Origin of the sequence: Marinobacter adhaerens HP15, from assembly GCF_000166295.1 — a bacterium.
Taxonomy (GTDB): domain Bacteria; phylum Pseudomonadota; class Gammaproteobacteria; order Pseudomonadales; family Oleiphilaceae; genus Marinobacter; species Marinobacter adhaerens.
This window is the reverse complement of the sequence record NC_017506.1, coordinates 190,533-207,263: the sequence shown is the minus strand read 5'-3', so window position 1 is coordinate 207,263 and position 16,731 is coordinate 190,533. Positions and strand designations below refer to the sequence as shown.

Below are 16,731 nucleotides of genomic sequence, written 5' to 3'. Positions count from 1 at the left end.
TCAAGAGCGCAGGTACTGTTCCAGAAACTCGCTGAACGACAGGGTATCAGCGCTTTCCATGTCGGTCTGCTCGGTCAGGGATTCTGACGTCATAGCCTCAAAAGCGCGGCGCACATCATCACCAAGACCTTCCTGCCGCAGGCTCTGCTGATGCTGCCGCGCCATTTCCATGCCCCACTCCCGGTGACCCAGGCCAGAGGAGCGCATGGCATCGAGAACCCGGGCAGACGGCACGGTCCATTCACCGGTCAACACTTCGCGCTGGGCGGCAAGGGCGTTGCGGTAGGTGTCATCACCCCGCCAGCTATCGAGCAGTTCCGCAAGGGGCTCCAGCTGCGACAGAATGTCGTTCGCAGCGTCGGATACCGGGGTGCGATGCCCACCACGGCAAAGCGCCAACTCTCGATAACGCCCATTGGCGACCACATCCTTGTAGTTGTCATCCAGGCGTTCACACTCGGCATCGCCAATTCGGGGAGAGTCTGCTAACAGGCAGTCCAGCAGGAACAGATCCAGAAAATCGATCTGGGCCTCGTTCACACCAACCGGCGAGAAGGGATCAAGATCCAGACATCGCACCTCAATGTACTCCACACCCCGGGCTTCGAGGGCCTGGATGGGCTTTTCCTCACGCTGCGTCGTGCGTTTGGGGCGCACCGCGCTGTAATACTCGTTCTCGATCTGCAGTACGCTGGTGTTGATCTGGATAAACTTGTCGCCCCGGCGGGTGCCGATCGACTCATATGCCGGCCAGGTGGTGTGAATGGCCCGATCCAGAGTCTGGGTGTAGGTGCTCAGCTCGTTGAAACAGATGTTCAGGGATGCCTGTGCGTTGTTGTGGTACCCAAGATCGCCCATCCGCAACGAGGTTGCGTACTCACCGAACCAGGTGCGTTCATCAAATCGCGAGAGATCATGGTTCACGCCGGCTACAAAGCTGGCATCCAGGGCGGGCGAAGCACCGAACAACAACATCAGCAGCCAGCTGCGGCGGCGGAAATTGCGAATCAGCCAGAAATACTGGTCCGACTTGAAGTCTTTCAGGCTTTGCTCGTTGCCCAGCAATTCCTGCCACTTGTGCCAGAAACTGTCGGGCAGGGACAGATTGTAGTGGGCGCCCGCGATGCTCTGCATCATACGGCCGTAGCGCACGGCCAGTCCCTGCCGGTAAACATGCTTGAGTTGGCCAATATTGGAGCTGCCATACTCGGCGATGGGGATACTCGGGTCACCATCCAGCTCACAGGGCATGCTTGTCGCCCAGAACACTTCGTCACCCAGGTTCTGCTGCACAAACGTGTGGATATCCCGCAGCGATTTCAGCATGCCTTCCGTGCTGTCGAACACCGGCGTGATCAGCTCCAGCAAGGCCTCTGAATAGTCGGTGGTAATCCTCGGATGGGTCAGCGCCGACCCCAGGGCTTCGGGGTGCGGAGTCTGGGCGATGAAGCCGTTGCGATCCACCCGCAGCCCTTCTTTTTCGACACCCTTGAGGAAACCATCCCAGTCGCTTGCAGCGAACTGACGAAATACGGAATGGCGGGATTCAGCCATGGTCGACTCCTGCTGCGGCCGGCTTGCTCTTTTGCATAACCGGCCGGTGAAAAGATTGTAAACCCGTCAGCTGTCCTTGCGCGCCGAGGCAAGTGCCTGGGCCAGCGCACCAGCCATGGCGCCCTGTGGGGATTTCTGACCGGAACCGCCATTACCGGCATTCCGGTTTCCGCCCTTCCGGCTGGCTCCGGAGCGGTTCGCAGCCATTGGCTTGCCTTCGTTTTTCTCGCCAGGCTGATCGTCCATACGCATGGTCAGGGCAATTCGCTTGCGCGGGATATCCACGTCCATCACCTTGACCTTGACGATATCCCCGGCTTTGACCACTTCTCGGGGATCCTTGACGAAGGTGTGGGACAGCGCGGAAATGTGCACCAGGCCATCCTGATGCACACCAATATCCACAAACGCGCCAAAGTTGGTCACGTTGGTCACCGACCCTTCCAGCACCATGCCGGGTTTGAGATCGCTCAGGGTTTCGACCCCTTCCTCAAAACTTGCGAACCTGAATTCCGGTCGCGGATCCCGCCCCGGTTTCTCCAGTTCCGAGATGATGTCCTTGATAGTCGGCAAACCGAACTGTTCTGTTACGTAATCCTGGGGATTCAGACCACGCAGGAACGAGGAATCGCCGATGATATCGCCCACTTCGCGATTATTTTTCCGGGCGATGGCCTCGACCACGCCATAGGCTTCCGGGTGCACGGAGGACCGGTCCAGGGGGTTCTCGCCGCCGGCAATACGCAGAAAACCCGCCGCCTGCTCGAACGTGCGGTCCCCGAGACGGGTGACCTTGAGCAGCTGTTTCCGGTTGCGGAACATGCCGTTCTGGTTGCGGAACTCAATGATGTTCTGGGCGATGGTCTGGTTCAGGCCCGAGACCCTTGCCAGCAGTGGCGCTGACGCTGTGTTCAGATCCACACCCACGCCGTTTACGCAGTCTTCCACCACGGCATCGAGGCTTCGTGACAGTTGCACCTGGGAAACGTCGTGCTGGTACTGTCCTACCCCGATGGATTTCGGCTCGATTTTCACCAGTTCGGCCAGCGGATCCTGCAACCGGCGGGCAATGGACACCGCGCCGCGAATGGTGACATCCAGATCGGGCAGTTCTTTCGAGGCGAACTCGGAGGCTGAATAGACCGAAGCACCGGACTCACTGACCACGATCCGGGCCAGCTTCAATTCGGGGTAACGCTTGCTGAGGTCGCCGACCAGCTTCTCCGTTTCCCGGGAAGCGGTGCCATTGCCGATGGCCACCAGTTCAATCTTGTACTCCCGACACCAGGCCGCCAGCTGCTCGATGGAACGGTCCCATTGGTTTTGCGGCGCATGGGGGAAGATGGCACCGTGGCCGGCCACCTGGCCAGTGCCATCGATAACAGCCACTTTCACCCCGGTGCGTAGCCCTGGATCCAGGCCCAGGGTCGGACGTGGACCGGCCGGCGCAAGCAGCAGAAGGTCCTTGAGGTTGGCGGCGAACACGTTGATGGCTTCGGTTTCTGCCGCTTCGCGGACCTGTGCCATGAGATCGGTTTCAATCTGGGTGGAGAGTTTCACCCGCCAGGTCCAGCGAACCACCTCCGAGAGCCATTTGTCGGCGGCACGACCATTGTCCCGGATATTCCAGCGAGCGGCGATGCGCTGCTCGGCCGGGTGGGGCGCACGGCGGTCATCCTCGGCATCACCAACAACTATCGTGTAGCCAAGAACGCCCTCGTTCCTGCCCCGCAGGATGGCCAGGGCACGGTGGGACGGAACTTTCTTCAGGGGCTCGACGTGGTCGAAATAATCCCGGAATTTGGCCCCCTCGTTCTCCTTGCCTTCCACCACGGTGACTTTCAGCTGGCCTTCCTGCCAGATAAAGTCCCGCAGGCTGCCCAGCAGCTCGGCATCCTCGGCAAAACGCTCCATCAGAATGTAGCGGGCGCCATCAAGGGCAGCCTTGGTATCTTCCACGCCGGCTTCTTTGTTCAGGTAGCCCTGGGCAGTGATTTCAGGATCGAGAGTCGGATCATCATAGAGGGCGTCAGCCAGCGGTTCCAGACCCGCCTCGCGGGCAATCTGGGCCTTGGTCCGGCGCTTGGGCTTGTAGGGCAGGTAAAGATCTTCCAGACGGTTCTTGGTGTCGGCGTCCTGGATGGTGGCCTTGAGCTCGTCGGTCAGCTTGCCCTGCTCCTCAATGCTCTTGAGGATAGTGGCACGACGGTCTTCCAGTTCCCGCAAATAGCGCAGACGTTCTTCCAGGTTCCTCAGCTGGCTGTCATCCAGTGAGCCTGTGATCTCTTTCCGGTAGCGGGCGATAAACGGAACGGTCGCGCCTTCGTCGAGCAGTTCGACGGTGGCATTAACCTGTTGCTCGCGGACACCGAGTTCCTCGGCGATACGCCTGGAGATACTGTTCATGCAACCTCTGTCTGATGCTTTGCCAATAAACCAGCAAAGGTACAGCGGCTTACTGCTGCAGGCAAGCGGCCTGGCCCCGCTTGTTCAGGAATTGCACAAGATCCGCCCAGGGCATGGGCCGGGCGTAGTAATAGCCCTGGATTTCATCGCAATGCTGCTGGCGCAGAAACTCCAGTTGCCCTTCGGTTTCCACGCCTTCGGCGACGACGCTGATCTGCAGGCTGTGGGCCAGACTGATTATGGCCCGGATAATGTGTTCGGCGTCTGCCGAATTACCCAACTCCTGCACAAACGACTTGTCGATCTTCACCAGCGAGATGGGCAGATGCTGGAGATTGCTCAACGATGAAAAGCCGGTGCCGAAATCGTCCAGGGCAAAACTGATACCCAGCTGGTTCAATTCCCGCAGGCAGCGCTGGGCATACTCCGGGTCGTGCATCATGGCACTCTCGGTCAGCTCCAGCTCCAGCAGACTGGTATCCACGTTGGCGTTAAAGATGATGCGGAAAATGGTTTCAGTCATCTTGCGATCGTGAAACTGCCTGAACGACAGGTTGACCGCGAACACCAGCCCGGGGAAACCGAGCTCGGCGGATTCCTGCAGGCGTTTGCAGGCCTGCTCGATGACCCAGTAACCAATAGGCACGATCAACCCGCTGCGCTCGGCAACCGGAATGAATTCGTCCGGCCCCACCAGCCCGCGCTCCGGGTGATTCCAGCGCAACAGGCATTCGACACCCCGTACCTCTTCCGTGGCCAGATCAATCCGGGGCTGATAGTAAAGCTCCAGTTCCTTGCCTCGAAGAGCGTTGCGGAGGTCTGCCTCCAGACGAAGCTGGTAACCGGCGGAAATGTGCAGCTGGCGGTCGTAGAAACGGTAGCTGGTGCCCGGATCCCGTTTTGCTTCGAACATGGCGCGGTTGGCCCGGCGCAACAGATTCTCGGCACTGTCTCCGGCTTCCGGGTAGGTTGCGACACCGAGACTGGCACTGACCACGACCGTCTGGCCATCGATCGTAACCGGCTCATCAAGGGCGTTGACCACCTTGCGGATAATCTGGGTGATATCGAGGGAGTCCTCGACCTTTTCAACAATAATGGCCAGTTCGTCACCCCCGATACGCATCAGCGAATCGACGCGACGAAGAGAATGACGAAGACGCTCTGCCAGCTTCATCATCAACTGGTCGCTTTTCTGGTAACCGAAAGATTCATTAATGCTGCGGAAGTCATCGATATTAAGGTGCAACAAGGCCAGCCGATGGCCTGCACGCTCAGCCCGCAGCAAGGCCTGCTGGAGACGATCGAAGAAAAGGTCACGGTTGATAAAACCGGTGGCGACTTCGCGGCCCAGCTGACCATGGGCGGACTCGGACAACTGGTCCCGATACCACAGGCACTTCACGGCCCGACGGAACGTCCAGTGGTCCAGGGTTTGACGACAAAGGTAATCGGCAGCTCCGGCAGCCAGCAACTCTGGCGCGCGCTCCATCGGCGGCTCGGCACTGAGGGCCAGAACGGGTTTTTCATTGCTGGCGACCGCCAGATATTGCAGGAAAGACGCCTCTGAGCCACCATGGAACACGCAGTCCCAGACGATGACATCAAAACTGGCGTTACGGATCAGATCATCACAATCCACCAGATCCGGGCACCAGGTCGCGTCCGCACTGATGTCGACGTCACCCGCCAGAAGAGCATTCAGCCAGAGAAAATCAGCGTAGTCTGGTGTAAGAACCAAAAGGCGCAACTGTCCGGGCCTCATGGTTTCCAGTGGCAGTGTCATCAAGCAGGATCCATTTATGCGTGAACAACCGAGTCCGTTCTGTTAATCATAGTCTATAGATCCCCAAGGTACAGTAACTCTGTCTGGTGTAGAATAAGCCCACGTCCGTTATCCCCATTTCGTTCCATTCTGGCTATTTATTTGTGAACAAGCTCAACCCGAGACAAAGCGAAGCAGTCCGCTATGCCGATGGCCCGATGCTGGTGCTTGCCGGGGCAGGCAGTGGCAAGACCAGCGTGATTACCCGCAAGATTGCCTACCTGATCGAGCAACTCGGAATACCGGGGCGTCATATTGCCGCAGTCACCTTCACCAACAAGGCTGCCCGTGAAATGAAGGAGCGGGTTGGCAGGATCGTTGACCGGAAGCTGACCCGGGGCCTGATTGTATCTACTTTTCACAATCTTGGCCTCAATATGATCCGTGAGGAGCACACGCATCTTGGCTACCACCCCGGCTTCTCGATCTTTGATGCCGAGGATGCCAAGGCCCTGTTACAGGATCTGATGCTCCGGGAAGCCAGCGCCGAGGCCGGGGACGAACTCAACGACATCCAGATGACCATCTCCTCCTGGAAAAACGCCATGCGGGGGCCGGCCGAGGCCCTGAGCAAGGCTGCCGATGAGCGCGAACAGCGCATTGCCATCATCTACAAGAAATACAACGAGTATCTGAAAGCCTACAACGCAGTCGATTTTGATGATTTGATCCTGCTGCCCGTGATGCTCTTCCGCTCGAATCCGGACGTGCTCGCGAAATGGCGGCGGAAGATTCGCTACATGCTGGTGGATGAATACCAGGACACCAACGTGTGCCAGTACGAACTGGTCAAGCAGCTGGTGGCCGAACGGGCTGCGTTTACCGTGGTTGGAGACGACGACCAGTCCATCTATGCCTGGCGCGGTGCCCGGCCCGAAAACCTGGCCCAGCTAAAGGAAGACTTCCCTAGCCTGAAAATCGTCAAGCTTGAACAGAATTACCGGTCCACTGCCCGGATCCTGCGCAGTGCCAACACAGTGATTGCCAATAATCCCCACGTGTTCGAGAAGGCGCTGTGGAGTGATCACACCATCGGCGAGGAAATCCGGATTGTCCGATGCCGCAACGAAGACGCGGAAACCGACCGCGTTGCCACCGAGATCCTCGACCAGAAGCTTAAAAAAGGGCTCGATTTCCGGGACTTTGCCGTGCTGTATCGGGGTAACCACCAGGCACGACTGCTGGAAATGAAACTGCAGGCCTACCAGATTCCCTACCGCATCTCGGGCGGCCAGTCGTTTTTCTCGAAGAACGAGATCAAGGACGCCATGTCCTACCTGCGGCTGTTGATCAATCCGGACGACGACGCCGCGTTTCTGCGGGTGGTCAATGTGCCACGCCGGGAGATCGGTCCGCGCACGCTGGAGCAGCTCAGTCACTACGCCCGGTCCCGCAACGTCAGCCTGTTCAAGGCCCTGGGTGACATGGGCGCAGAGACCCACGTGACCGAGAAGGGGCTGGATCGCCTGCGGCGTTTTGCCCACTGGGTGGATGCCACCTGCGAGCGGTTGCACAGCGAGAACCCGATACCCGTGATCAAACAGCTGTTCACGGACATCGAATACGAGGAGTGGCTGCACCAGCACTCCGGCACCCCCAAACAGGCCGAGCGGCGGATGGAGAACATCTGGTACCTGGTGGAGTCCATCCAGCGCATGCTCGACGATGGCAAGGGCACGGCCGATGAGCTCGGCATCGAGGATGCCATCACCAAACTGATCCTTCGGGACATGATGGAACAGAGGGAGGAGGACGACGACAGCGACAAGGTTCAGCTGCTCACCCTGCACGCGTCGAAGGGCCTGGAGTTTCCCCACGTGTTCATCATGGGGCTTGAGGAAGAAATCCTGCCCCACCGCAGCAGTATTGAAGAAGGTAATATCGAGGAAGAACGGCGACTGATGTACGTGGGTATTACCCGCGCCCGGGAAACGCTGACCCTGACCTATGCGGCCACCCGAAAACAGTACGGCGAGAAACTCGAAACCATCCCCAGCCGTTTCCTGGATGAGCTGCCCGAGGAAGACCTGAAATGGGAAGGGACTGGCGACCTGGATGTGGAAGCCAATCAGAAGAAAGGAAAGGCCACGCTCAGCGCCCTGCTAGGAGACCTTGGCCTTTAGCTGATCGTGCAGCTACAAAAAAAGCCCCATTGTGGGGCTTTTTTCACCAAGCAAAACCTTCGGCTTACTGGCTTTGCTCTACAAGATACTCAACGCCGGCCTGGATCTCTTCATCCGGGCAGTTTGCGCAGCCGCCTTTGGCAGGCATGGCGTTAAAGCCATTGATCGCATGGCTGACCAGCGTCTCGAGACCCTTGTCGATACGGGGAGCCCAGGCAGCGGTATCGCCAATCTTGGGTGCGCCAGCAGCGCCCGTGGTGTGGCATGCCATACACACGGCGTCATAAACCTCACTGCCTGAACGAGGGCCAGAGCTGGCGGTCTCGGTCGGAGCGGCGGCACTGCCACATTCGTCACCCTGCAGGCACACTTCGCCAACCGGCTGGATACGTGCACGGATTTCATCTTCGACGCTTGCCATTACGGCGCTAGCTGTCAGGCCTGCAACGACCAATACAGCAGCCAGGACTCTCTTCATCTTCACAATGCACCTCGCATTTGAGCGTTATAATCTTCGGTCGCCGCATTATAGCGACTGAAACCTGGCAAAAAAACCAAACAGCAAAATCATAAATTGATTTCAACCATTTTAATTGCGATTTCGTAAGTCAGAGGGTGTTTCGCGAACAATCCGGTTACCATGGTGTTCGCCGACGTTTCATCATTCAGGACCTGTTTCCATGACCAATTCGGAACCGACTTCACCCCACCCGTTGCGCAAACCGCTGCTGATTGCCGAATTTACAGCGCTTGCCGTTTTGCTGGCTTCCATGGGGTGGTTTTCCAGCCAGACCAGCGACGGTCAGACCATCAGCGCTGGCTGGCTGCTGATTCCAGCCTTCGCCAGCCTCGGGGTCTTCATCAGTTTTATCGGCCTCATGTACCTGCGCTGGGTAGCCTCGGCGGAAAGTGGCAACCGGTTCAAGCACAAGGTTATTTTCTCACTTCTGGCCGTCACCCTGATCGGCGTCTGGATCTATGGCATTGCCAACACCTGGTTCAGTCTGACCGCCAGCTAGGAGAGCATCTGATGACATCCCCACACCTGTTGGCGCCGCCCACGGCCATCACTACCCTCTCGTTGATGCTGTCGGTGCCTGTAAACGTGTCGGCACAGACTGAGGAAGCGCCCTCCATTGATTCACCCGAACAGTGCGCCCTGATTGACGATGGCATCAAGCGACTGGCCTGTTTTGACAGCCTCTACAAACCCACAGAGAGCCAGGCCCAGGCATCGGAAAGCGCCAAGGAACAGGCCGAGAAGAGCGCGGAGCAACTGGCGCCCAATGGTAAAGATCTCGATGCCGTTGCCGGCAGTGCCCTGGAAGGCGATTCCGACGCAGGCGTTATGTCTGCCTTGGTGGACCGCTATGTGGCCGCCGAGAAAGCCGTGTTTTCCTTCTCCGGCAGTTTTGTGGGGCACCGGCCCACCTACATCCTGCCGGTGAGCTGGGTAAAAGACCCGAACGAATCCCCATCGAGCCCCCGGCTCGGGTCTATCGGTTATGACTACGACCTGGAACGGGAAGAAGCCAAGTACCAGATCAGCTTCAAGGTGCCACTGCTGACGGGAATTCTGGATGACCGCACAACACTCTGGTTTGGCTATACCCAGACCTCGTTCTGGCAGGTGTACAACCAGGACGACTCCGCGCCTTTCCGGGAAACCAACTACGAGCCGGAGATATTCGCCCGATACCAGACCGACTGGGATATCGGACCGGGCCGACTCAATGGCGTAACCCTCGGATTTAATCACCAGTCCAACGGGCAGTCAGAACCGAGGTCCCGGAGCTGGAATCGCATCATGGGCTCAGCCGCGTACAGTTATGATCGCTGGCTCTTTATGGTCCAGCCCTGGTATCGGATTCCGGAGAACAATGACGATGATAATGTGGACATCCAGCGCTACCTGGGGTATGCCAATTACCATGCGGTATACAAGCTGACCGAGGATCGGACGTTTTCGTTGCGGCTGATGAATAACCTGCGGTCGGATGATAACAAAACGTCGGTGGAGTTCGGGTACAGTTTCCCAATGGGGGATACAGTTAAGGGGTTCTTCCAGTACTACAACGGATATGGGGAGAGTCTGATCGACTATAACCACCGGATTCAGCGGTTCGGTATCGGGATTATGCTGAACGACTGGCTCTGATTTCAGGTGCAAGACCGACTGGAACGCTTGTCCTCCTGAAACACGCTCCTAGCGGCACATCCCTGTGACGCTTGGGCTCCGCCATCCCTGGCTCCGCACAGTTTCATGAGGACAAGCGTCCCACTCGGCCCCAAAAAAAGGAGTTACCTCTCCTCGTTCAATCTCTGCATTTCTGCCAGCAATTCTTCCGTCTTCTCTTCCATCAACGGAATATCCGCCCGCGATTCTACGTTCAACCGTACAACCGGCTCGGTGTTGGACATTCGTAGGTTGAAGCGCCAGTCGTCGAATTCGATGCTTACGCCGTCCACGTGGCTGACGCTTTTGGCGCCAACGCTGTATTTGGCTTCAATCGCAGCGATGACCTTGGGGGGATCATCGATGGTGCGGTTGATTTCGCCGCTGGCGGGGTAGGCTTCGATTCGGGCATCGATGAGCGACGACAGGGTCTGGCCGGACTGGCAGAGGCGTTCGGCAACCAGCAGCCAGGGGATCATGCCGCTGTCGCAATAGGCGAAGTCGCGGAAGTAGTGGTGGGCGCTCATTTCGCCACCGTACACGGCATCTTCGTCACGCATTCTCTGTTTGATGAAGGCGTGGCCGGTCTTGCTCTCGATAGCTTCGCCACCGGCGGCTTTCACCAGGTCCATGGTGTTCCAGGTCAGACGGGGGTCGTGGATGACTTTGCCGCCGCCGGTTTTGCGCAGGAACTGGTCGGCGAGCAAACCAACAATGTAGTACCCCTCGATGAAACGACCGTTTTCGTCGAAGAAGAAGCAGCGGTCGTAGTCGCCATCCCAGGCGATGCCCATGGCAGCGCCTTCCGCGATAACGGCGTCGGCCGTCGCCGCCCGGTTTTCCGGGAGGATCGGGTTCGGTACGCCGTTGGGAAAATGGCCGTCTGGCTGGTGGTGCACTTTCACGAATTCAAAGGGCAGGTGCTGTTCGAGTTCATCGATCACCAGGCCGGCGCCGCCGTTACCGGCGTTGCAGACAATGGTCAGCGGGCTGAGCGAACCGGCATCGATATACCCCAGGAGATGGTCCACGTAGGCGCTCATCACCTCAAGCGGTTCGTAGCGACCCTGCTGAGGCGCATCACCGAATGGCTCCAGCACCCGGTCGCGGATCTCGTTCAGACCGTTGTCGGAGCTGATAGGCCGGGACTCAGGACCGACCATTTTCATGCCGTTGTGATCTTTGGGATTGTGGCTGGCAGTCACCATAATGCCGCCGTCCATTTTGTAATGGCTGGTGGCAAAATACACCTGCTCGGTGCCGCACAGGCCGATATCAAACACATCCGCGCCGGCGGCCATGAGACCGGAGCTGAGTGCCTCGGCAATGTCGGGACTGGACAGCCGGATGTCGTAGCCCACGATGACTTTTTTCGCGCCGGTAATTTCCACGTAGGCGCGCCCGATTTTTTCGGCCAGGACCGGATTCAGTTGATCCGGCACCCGGCCTCGCAGGTCGTAGGCTTTAAAACAGGACAAGTCCATTGTCTGAAATTACTCCGCGGCGGATGACTGAAGCTGGATGTAGTTCTGGATGCCCATCTGGGAAATCATTTCCAGCTGGGTTTCCAGCCAGTCGATGTGCTCTTCTTCACTATCGAGAATGCTGCGGAACAGTTCACGGCTGGTGAAATCCTGCACTTCCTCGCAGTAGAGGATCGCTTCTTTCAGGTCGGTGTGGGCAATTTCTTCCAGTTTGAGATCGCACGAGATCATTTCCTCGACGTTTTCGCCGATCAGCAATTTGTTCAGATCCTGGAGATTGGGCAGCCCTTCGAGGAACAGGATCCGCTCGATAAGCTGGTCTGCATGCTTCATCTCGTCGATGGATTCTTCGTATTCCTTGGCGGCCAGCTTGGTAATACCCCAATCCTTGTACATGCGGGAATGGAGAAAGTACTGGTTGATCGCGGTCAGCTCGTTGCCGAGGACCTTGTTCAAGTGCTGGATGACCTTTTTATCGCCTTTCATGGTCGGGCTCCCTGATGGCCGAATGAATCAGTGTCTTAGGATAGCCCCTTATGGCGCAGGAGAAAAACAGAACCGGCCAATCGTGCCGGTCAGGCAGGCTGGGCGAGCATGTTGGCCATGGCCAGGTAATCGGGCGTGCGGCTCTCGCGCAGGATTTCGCGGGCGGTGCAGGCACAGCGTCCACACTGGGTGCCCACACCCAGCTCTTTGCCAAGCTGGCGCATGGATGACACGCCGTTATCGGCAGCTTCGCGAATTTCCCGGTCGGTTACGCCGTGGCAAAGGCAAACGTACATAGCAATGACTCACCCATGACAATAAAAGTTAGTGATAATTATTGTCATTGGCATCTCGAAATGCAAGCCTTCTGGCTTAAATTTGTGCAACTTTTGTGTTGCGAGACTCACAACCCCCGGTCAGATTCCGCGAACCTGCGTCGGTAACCACCACGTTGTCCTCGATACGGATTCCGCCGCAGCCTCTCAGCCGGCCTATCAGCTCCCGGTTTAAATATTGTCCCAGCTCGCCTTCCAGCAGTGGATCCAGCAGCGACGGAATGAAATAGAGACCCGGCTCAATGGTTACCACCATACCGGGTTCAAGCCGGCGGGTGAGACGGAGAAACGGCGCGTCGTCCGGAGGCGGCGTTGGTTTTCCAGCCACGTCGTGAACCTGGACGCCCAGGAAGTGACCGATGCCATGGGGGAAGAACACACGGGTGATGCCCTTTTCGACGATGCCCTCGTCATCCAGGCCGGTAACCAGACCGGTGGCCGACAGCAGGGCGGCAAGCCCCTGATGGGCCTTGCGATGGATGTCGATGTAGTCCACCCCGGGCGCGACCATGTCGCAGAGCCTGACCTGAAGCCGGTCGAGACCGTGGATCAGCGCTGCGAAGTGCGACTCTTCTGGACCTGCCGTGGTACGGGTGATATCGGAGCAGTAGCCCCGAAAACGGACCCCGGCATCGATCAGCAGGCTGCGGGTCTGCCCCGGCGGCTGCGTATCGTAATACTGGTAGTGCAACGTCCCGGCGTGCTCGTTCAGACCAATAATGCTGTGATAAGGCGCTTCGGCTTCCCGCTGACCAGTTGCCTGCTGGTAGGCCAGGTTGATGCCAAACTCGCTCTCACCGACCAGGAACGCCTCCCGGGCCGCCGCATGGCCTGCCAGAGCCAGTCTGTTGGCCTGTGCGAGACACTCGATTTCGTAGGGCGTTTTGCACACGCGGGTCTCGTCCAGATCCCTCAAAAGAGCCTCCGGGTTTTTCTCACCCGGAATATTCGATATCAGGGCAGGATCCCCGATCACCGCAAGGCTTTCCGGATCATCGAGCAACGGGGCCTCGGGTGAGGCACTGCTGCGAACCTCGATGAATTGCCGCCAGGGCTCTTCCGCCAGTGGCGAATTGGCGTGCCAGAAGTCGACCGGTTCGAACAGCCAGAGCACGGGCTTGTGCCCGGCCCGGATCCAGAGCCAGCAGTGTTCGCGACCGGCCAGCCCGGTCCAGTGCAGAAACGGACCATAACCCTGGAAATGCCAGGCCTGGTCATCTCCATAACGGTAAGGCGCGGCGCCGGAAGCAATGAGCAGGCTGTCGTAGCCATGCTCTGCCAGGGCCGATTCGTATCGGGCCTGCAGTTCTTTCAGGTGATCGGTCTGCAGCGACAACAGCGCATCATCAGGCATGGCCATCTTCCAGTGTTTTCCAGAGCGTTAAAAGATCGTCCGACCGGGTGTCACGGAGACGGATCAGGCGAATTTCCAGGGGGACATCCCAGCCTTCGTCACCGGCTCGCACCAGACTGCCGAACTGTTCGCTTTTTTCTGTCATGCGCCGGGGCAACCACCCCATGCCGAACCCCTGCTTCACCAGCGCCTTGATGCTGGCGGACTGGGTATTCTCATTCAGGGGTAAAAGATTGGCCGTCAACCTGTTGCGGGCAAGGTGGCCTTCAATCGCCGATTGCAGGAAACCACGACTGTGATAAGCGATCAGCGGAACCGGCTGTTCCGGGCTGCCGGGCAAGGCAAACCGCGGATGCCCCTGATCGTCAGCAACACTGACCGGAACCAGGGATTCGCGAGCCAGCACCAGCCAGTCGTAACTATCGGCAGTCAGCCTCCCGCCCCAGGGCAGATCGGGATGCCAATAGCACAGCACCAGATCACACTCGCCACTGTCCAGCGCCTCCAGAAACTGCTCCCCCACCCAACTGGTGGCATTCAGATTGAGCTGCAAACGCTCGGCAATGCCCGCGTCTTTCGCCCAGCCCTGGTAAAAATGCGAAAACAGACCCTGCGTGGAACCCACACTGATCCTGGCAGACACCTCGGCTTCAAGGGCGCTGATTCGATCACGGGTATCCCGGACATCCCGGGTGATCCGCTCGCACAGCTCCCGGAATATCTCGCCAGCGGGCGTCAGCGAGAGCGGCAGCGTCTGGCGGTTGACCAGCGTGCTGCCCATGGCTTCTTCCAATAATTTGATCCGGCGGCTGAACGTGGGCTGGCTCACGTGCTGCAACTCGGCAGCACGTGAGAAATGGCGCGTTCGGGCCAGCGCCAGAAAATCTTCCAACCAGCGTACTTCCATGGAGTCCCCTGAGGGTATGTCGTTGTATCGATGCGAGTTCTGCTGCTGGCATCATAGCCTATCGCAGCGGCGCCGTTACAACCTGCCCTCTTCCACCGCGTGGCACGCAACCTGGGTTCCGCCATCCGTGGTGATCAGCTGGGGCAATTCCTGCCGGCATCGCTCGTTGGCATAAGGGCACCGCCCATGGAATACGCAGCCCGACGGCAGGTTCACCGGCGTGGGCACCTCTCCTTTCAGGCGGATGTGGTTGGGGCGGTCGTCCTCCAGTTTCGGAATAGCCGACAACAGCGCCTGGGTGTAGGGATGGCGGGGCGCGGAAAACAGCGTTTTTGTATCCGCCAGCTCACAAACCCGCCCAAGGTACATGACGGCAACCCGGGTGCCGAAATGCTCCACCACCGCCAGATCGTGGGTAATAAACAGGTAGGTCAAGCCCCGGCTTTCCTGGGCGTCCATCAGCAGATTCAGCACCTGGGCCTGGATCGACACGTCCAGGGCCGAGATCGGCTCGTCGGCCACGATGAACTCCGGATCGACTGCCAGGGCCCGGGCAATGGCGATCCGCTGGCGCTGGCCACCGGAGAATTCGTGGCCGAAACGGTTGCCCCAGTCCTGATCGATGCCGACCGAATGCATCACCTCATGGATCTTGTCCCGCACCTGCACCGGGGACCAGTCCGGATGATGGAACCGGATCGGCTCCTCCAGGGTCTGCTGGATGGTCATGCGCGGGTTCAGGGACGCATAGGGGTTCTGGAAGATCATCTGCATCTTGCGCCGGTACGGCAGCGAATCCTTGCGCTCCAGATTGTCGATGCGCTGGCCGTCGTAGTGGATCTCGCCGGCGCTGGGCGACAGCAACCCCATCACGGTTCGGGCCACGGTCGACTTGCCACAGCCGGATTCGCCCACCACGCACAGGGCCTCGCCCTTCTGCACTTCCAGGTCCACGCCGTTGATGGCATGGACTGCCTCCTGTTTGCGGCGGAAACGCCCCCCTTCGAAGGTGATCTGCTCCAGCAGGCTGCCGGACAGGTCAAAACGTTTCTCGAGACCGCGGATACTTACCAGAGGGGAGGTCATGATTCGGCCTCCTGCATGCGTTTCTCCTGTTCAATCAGGTTGGCAACTTCGTAACAGGCCACATTCACATTGCCCGAGCGCACATACTCCGGCATGGCCTGCTTGCACTGCTCGGTGGCGAAGTTGCAGCGGGGATGGAACGGACAGCCCGAGGGCACGTTTTTCAACGATGGCATGGAGCCAGGAATCTGGAACAGCCGCTCGCCGGGCTCGCCCATCTGGGGCAGCGCATTGATCAGCCCCTGGGTGTAGGGGTGCTGGGCATCGTTGATAATTTCCCGGGTCGGCCCCTGCTCGATAATCCGGCCGGAGTACATGACCAGCATTCGCTGGGTCACCTGGGAAACCACGCCCAGATCGTGGGTAATCAGCATCAACGCCACGTTCTCCTGTTCGCACAGGTTCAGCAGCAGATCCATGATTTCCGCCTGAATAGTGACATCCAGAGCCGTCGTGGGCTCATCCGCGATGATGATTTCCGGGTCCAGCAGCAGGGCGATGGCAATGATCACCCGCTGGCGCATGCCCCCGGACAGCTCATGGGGGTATTGATCGAGACGCTTCTCCGGAGAAGGAATCTGCACCTTCTGCAGCCGGTCCAGAGCAATGGCACGGGCTTCTTTTTTACTGATTTTCCGATGGGCAAGGATAGCCTCCACCATCTGGGTTCCGATGGTGAGGACCGGGTTCAGGGTCATCATCGGATCCTGGAAGATCATGGCGATACGGTTACCACGGATTCGGCGCAGCTCCCGCTCGCTCATGGCGGCGAGGTCCCTGCCCTCGAACAGGATCTGTCCGCCGGCGATGTAGCCCGGCTTGGCAATCAGGTTCAGGATGGAAAAGGCAGCCACCGACTTGCCGGCACCGGACTCCCCCACCAGGCCCAGGCGCTCGCCCTTGTCCAGGCTGAAGCTGATGCCGCGCAGCGCTGTCAGGTCGCCACCACGCACGGCAAAACGTACATCAAGATCTTTTACTTCCAACAGTGCCAT

At 58.7% G+C, this 16,731-nt stretch carries 14 protein-coding genes; 3 read left to right on the top strand and 11 right to left on the bottom strand.

The annotated features are described in order from the left end of the window. The 3 genes from gshA to HP15_RS01040 all read right to left on the bottom strand — a co-directional run bounded on the left by gshA (position 1) and on the right by HP15_RS01040 (position 5,746). Positions 1–1,554, bottom strand: coding sequence for a glutamate--cysteine ligase (gshA, locus tag HP15_RS01050; protein WP_014575832.1), 1,554 nt, complete (start codon positions 1,552–1,554; stop codon positions 1–3). A 66-nt stretch (positions 1,555–1,620) separates the two neighbouring features. Continuing rightward, positions 1,621–3,960: a Tex family protein gene (locus HP15_RS01045; protein ID WP_014575831.1), complete on the bottom strand. Its 2,340-nt coding sequence runs from the start codon at positions 3,958–3,960 to the stop codon at positions 1,621–1,623. 49 nt (positions 3,961–4,009) lie between these two features. Further along, positions 4,010–5,746: a putative bifunctional diguanylate cyclase/phosphodiesterase gene (locus HP15_RS01040; protein ID WP_014575830.1), complete on the bottom strand. Its 1,737-nt coding sequence runs from the start codon at positions 5,744–5,746 to the stop codon at positions 4,010–4,012. Positions 5,747–5,889: 143 nt separating this feature from the next. Here HP15_RS01040 and rep point away from each other — a divergent pair, with 143 nt between their 5' ends. Then, positions 5,890–7,908 carry a DNA helicase Rep gene (gene rep, locus HP15_RS01035; RefSeq protein ID WP_014575829.1) on the top strand — a complete coding sequence of 673 codons (2,019 nt, stop codon included), beginning with the start codon at positions 5,890–5,892 and terminating at the stop codon, positions 7,906–7,908. 64 nt (positions 7,909–7,972) lie between these two features. Here the strand turns inward: rep and HP15_RS01030 are convergent, their stop codons facing one another. Then, positions 7,973–8,386 (bottom strand): c-type cytochrome, encoded by a 414-nt coding sequence (locus HP15_RS01030; protein ID WP_041644893.1) that lies wholly within the window; start codon positions 8,384–8,386, stop codon positions 7,973–7,975. 202 nt (positions 8,387–8,588) lie between these two features. Between HP15_RS01030 and HP15_RS01025 the strand changes: the two genes are divergently transcribed. Further along, positions 8,589–8,927, top strand: coding sequence for a hypothetical protein (locus tag HP15_RS01025; RefSeq protein ID WP_014575826.1), 339 nt, complete (start codon positions 8,589–8,591; stop codon positions 8,925–8,927). Between the two features lie 11 nt (positions 8,928–8,938). Beyond that, positions 8,939–10,066: a phospholipase A gene (locus HP15_RS01020; protein WP_014575825.1), complete on the top strand. Its 1,128-nt coding sequence runs from the start codon at positions 8,939–8,941 to the stop codon at positions 10,064–10,066. Positions 10,067–10,209: 143 nt separating this feature from the next. Here HP15_RS01020 and HP15_RS01015 read toward each other — a convergent pair whose 3' ends face one another. From HP15_RS01015 to HP15_RS00985, 7 genes are all read right to left on the bottom strand, one after another. Continuing rightward, entirely contained in the window at positions 10,210–11,568 is a 1,359-nt protein-coding gene (locus HP15_RS01015; RefSeq protein WP_014575824.1) for a phosphohexomutase domain-containing protein, read from the bottom strand. A gap of 9 nt (positions 11,569–11,577) precedes the next feature. Then, the gene (bfr, locus tag HP15_RS01010; RefSeq protein ID WP_014575823.1) at positions 11,578–12,054 is read right to left on the bottom strand and encodes a bacterioferritin; all 477 of its coding nucleotides are present in this window, start codon (positions 12,052–12,054) and stop codon (positions 11,578–11,580) included. An 89-nt stretch (positions 12,055–12,143) separates the two neighbouring features. Next, entirely contained in the window at positions 12,144–12,350 is a 207-nt protein-coding gene (locus tag HP15_RS01005; RefSeq protein ID WP_012139146.1) for a bacterioferritin-associated ferredoxin, read from the bottom strand. Positions 12,351–12,426: 76 nt separating this feature from the next. Continuing rightward, positions 12,427–13,743, bottom strand: a complete 1,317-nt coding sequence (pepQ, locus tag HP15_RS01000; RefSeq protein ID WP_041646065.1) for a Xaa-Pro dipeptidase — start codon at positions 13,741–13,743, stop codon at positions 12,427–12,429. Continuing rightward, positions 13,736–14,650, bottom strand: coding sequence for a LysR family transcriptional regulator (locus HP15_RS00995; protein ID WP_014575821.1), 915 nt, complete (start codon positions 14,648–14,650; stop codon positions 13,736–13,738). The genes pepQ and HP15_RS00995 overlap by 8 nt, the downstream gene beginning before the upstream one ends. A 75-nt stretch (positions 14,651–14,725) precedes the next feature. Beyond that, a complete protein-coding gene (locus HP15_RS00990; protein WP_014575820.1) occupies positions 14,726–15,736 on the bottom strand; it encodes an ABC transporter ATP-binding protein in 1,011 nt (336 codons plus the stop codon). Then, on the bottom strand, positions 15,733–16,731 hold the full coding sequence (locus tag HP15_RS00985; RefSeq protein ID WP_014575819.1) for an ABC transporter ATP-binding protein: 999 nt from the start codon (positions 16,729–16,731) through the stop codon (positions 15,733–15,735). Before HP15_RS00985 ends, HP15_RS00990 begins: the two co-directional genes overlap by 4 nt.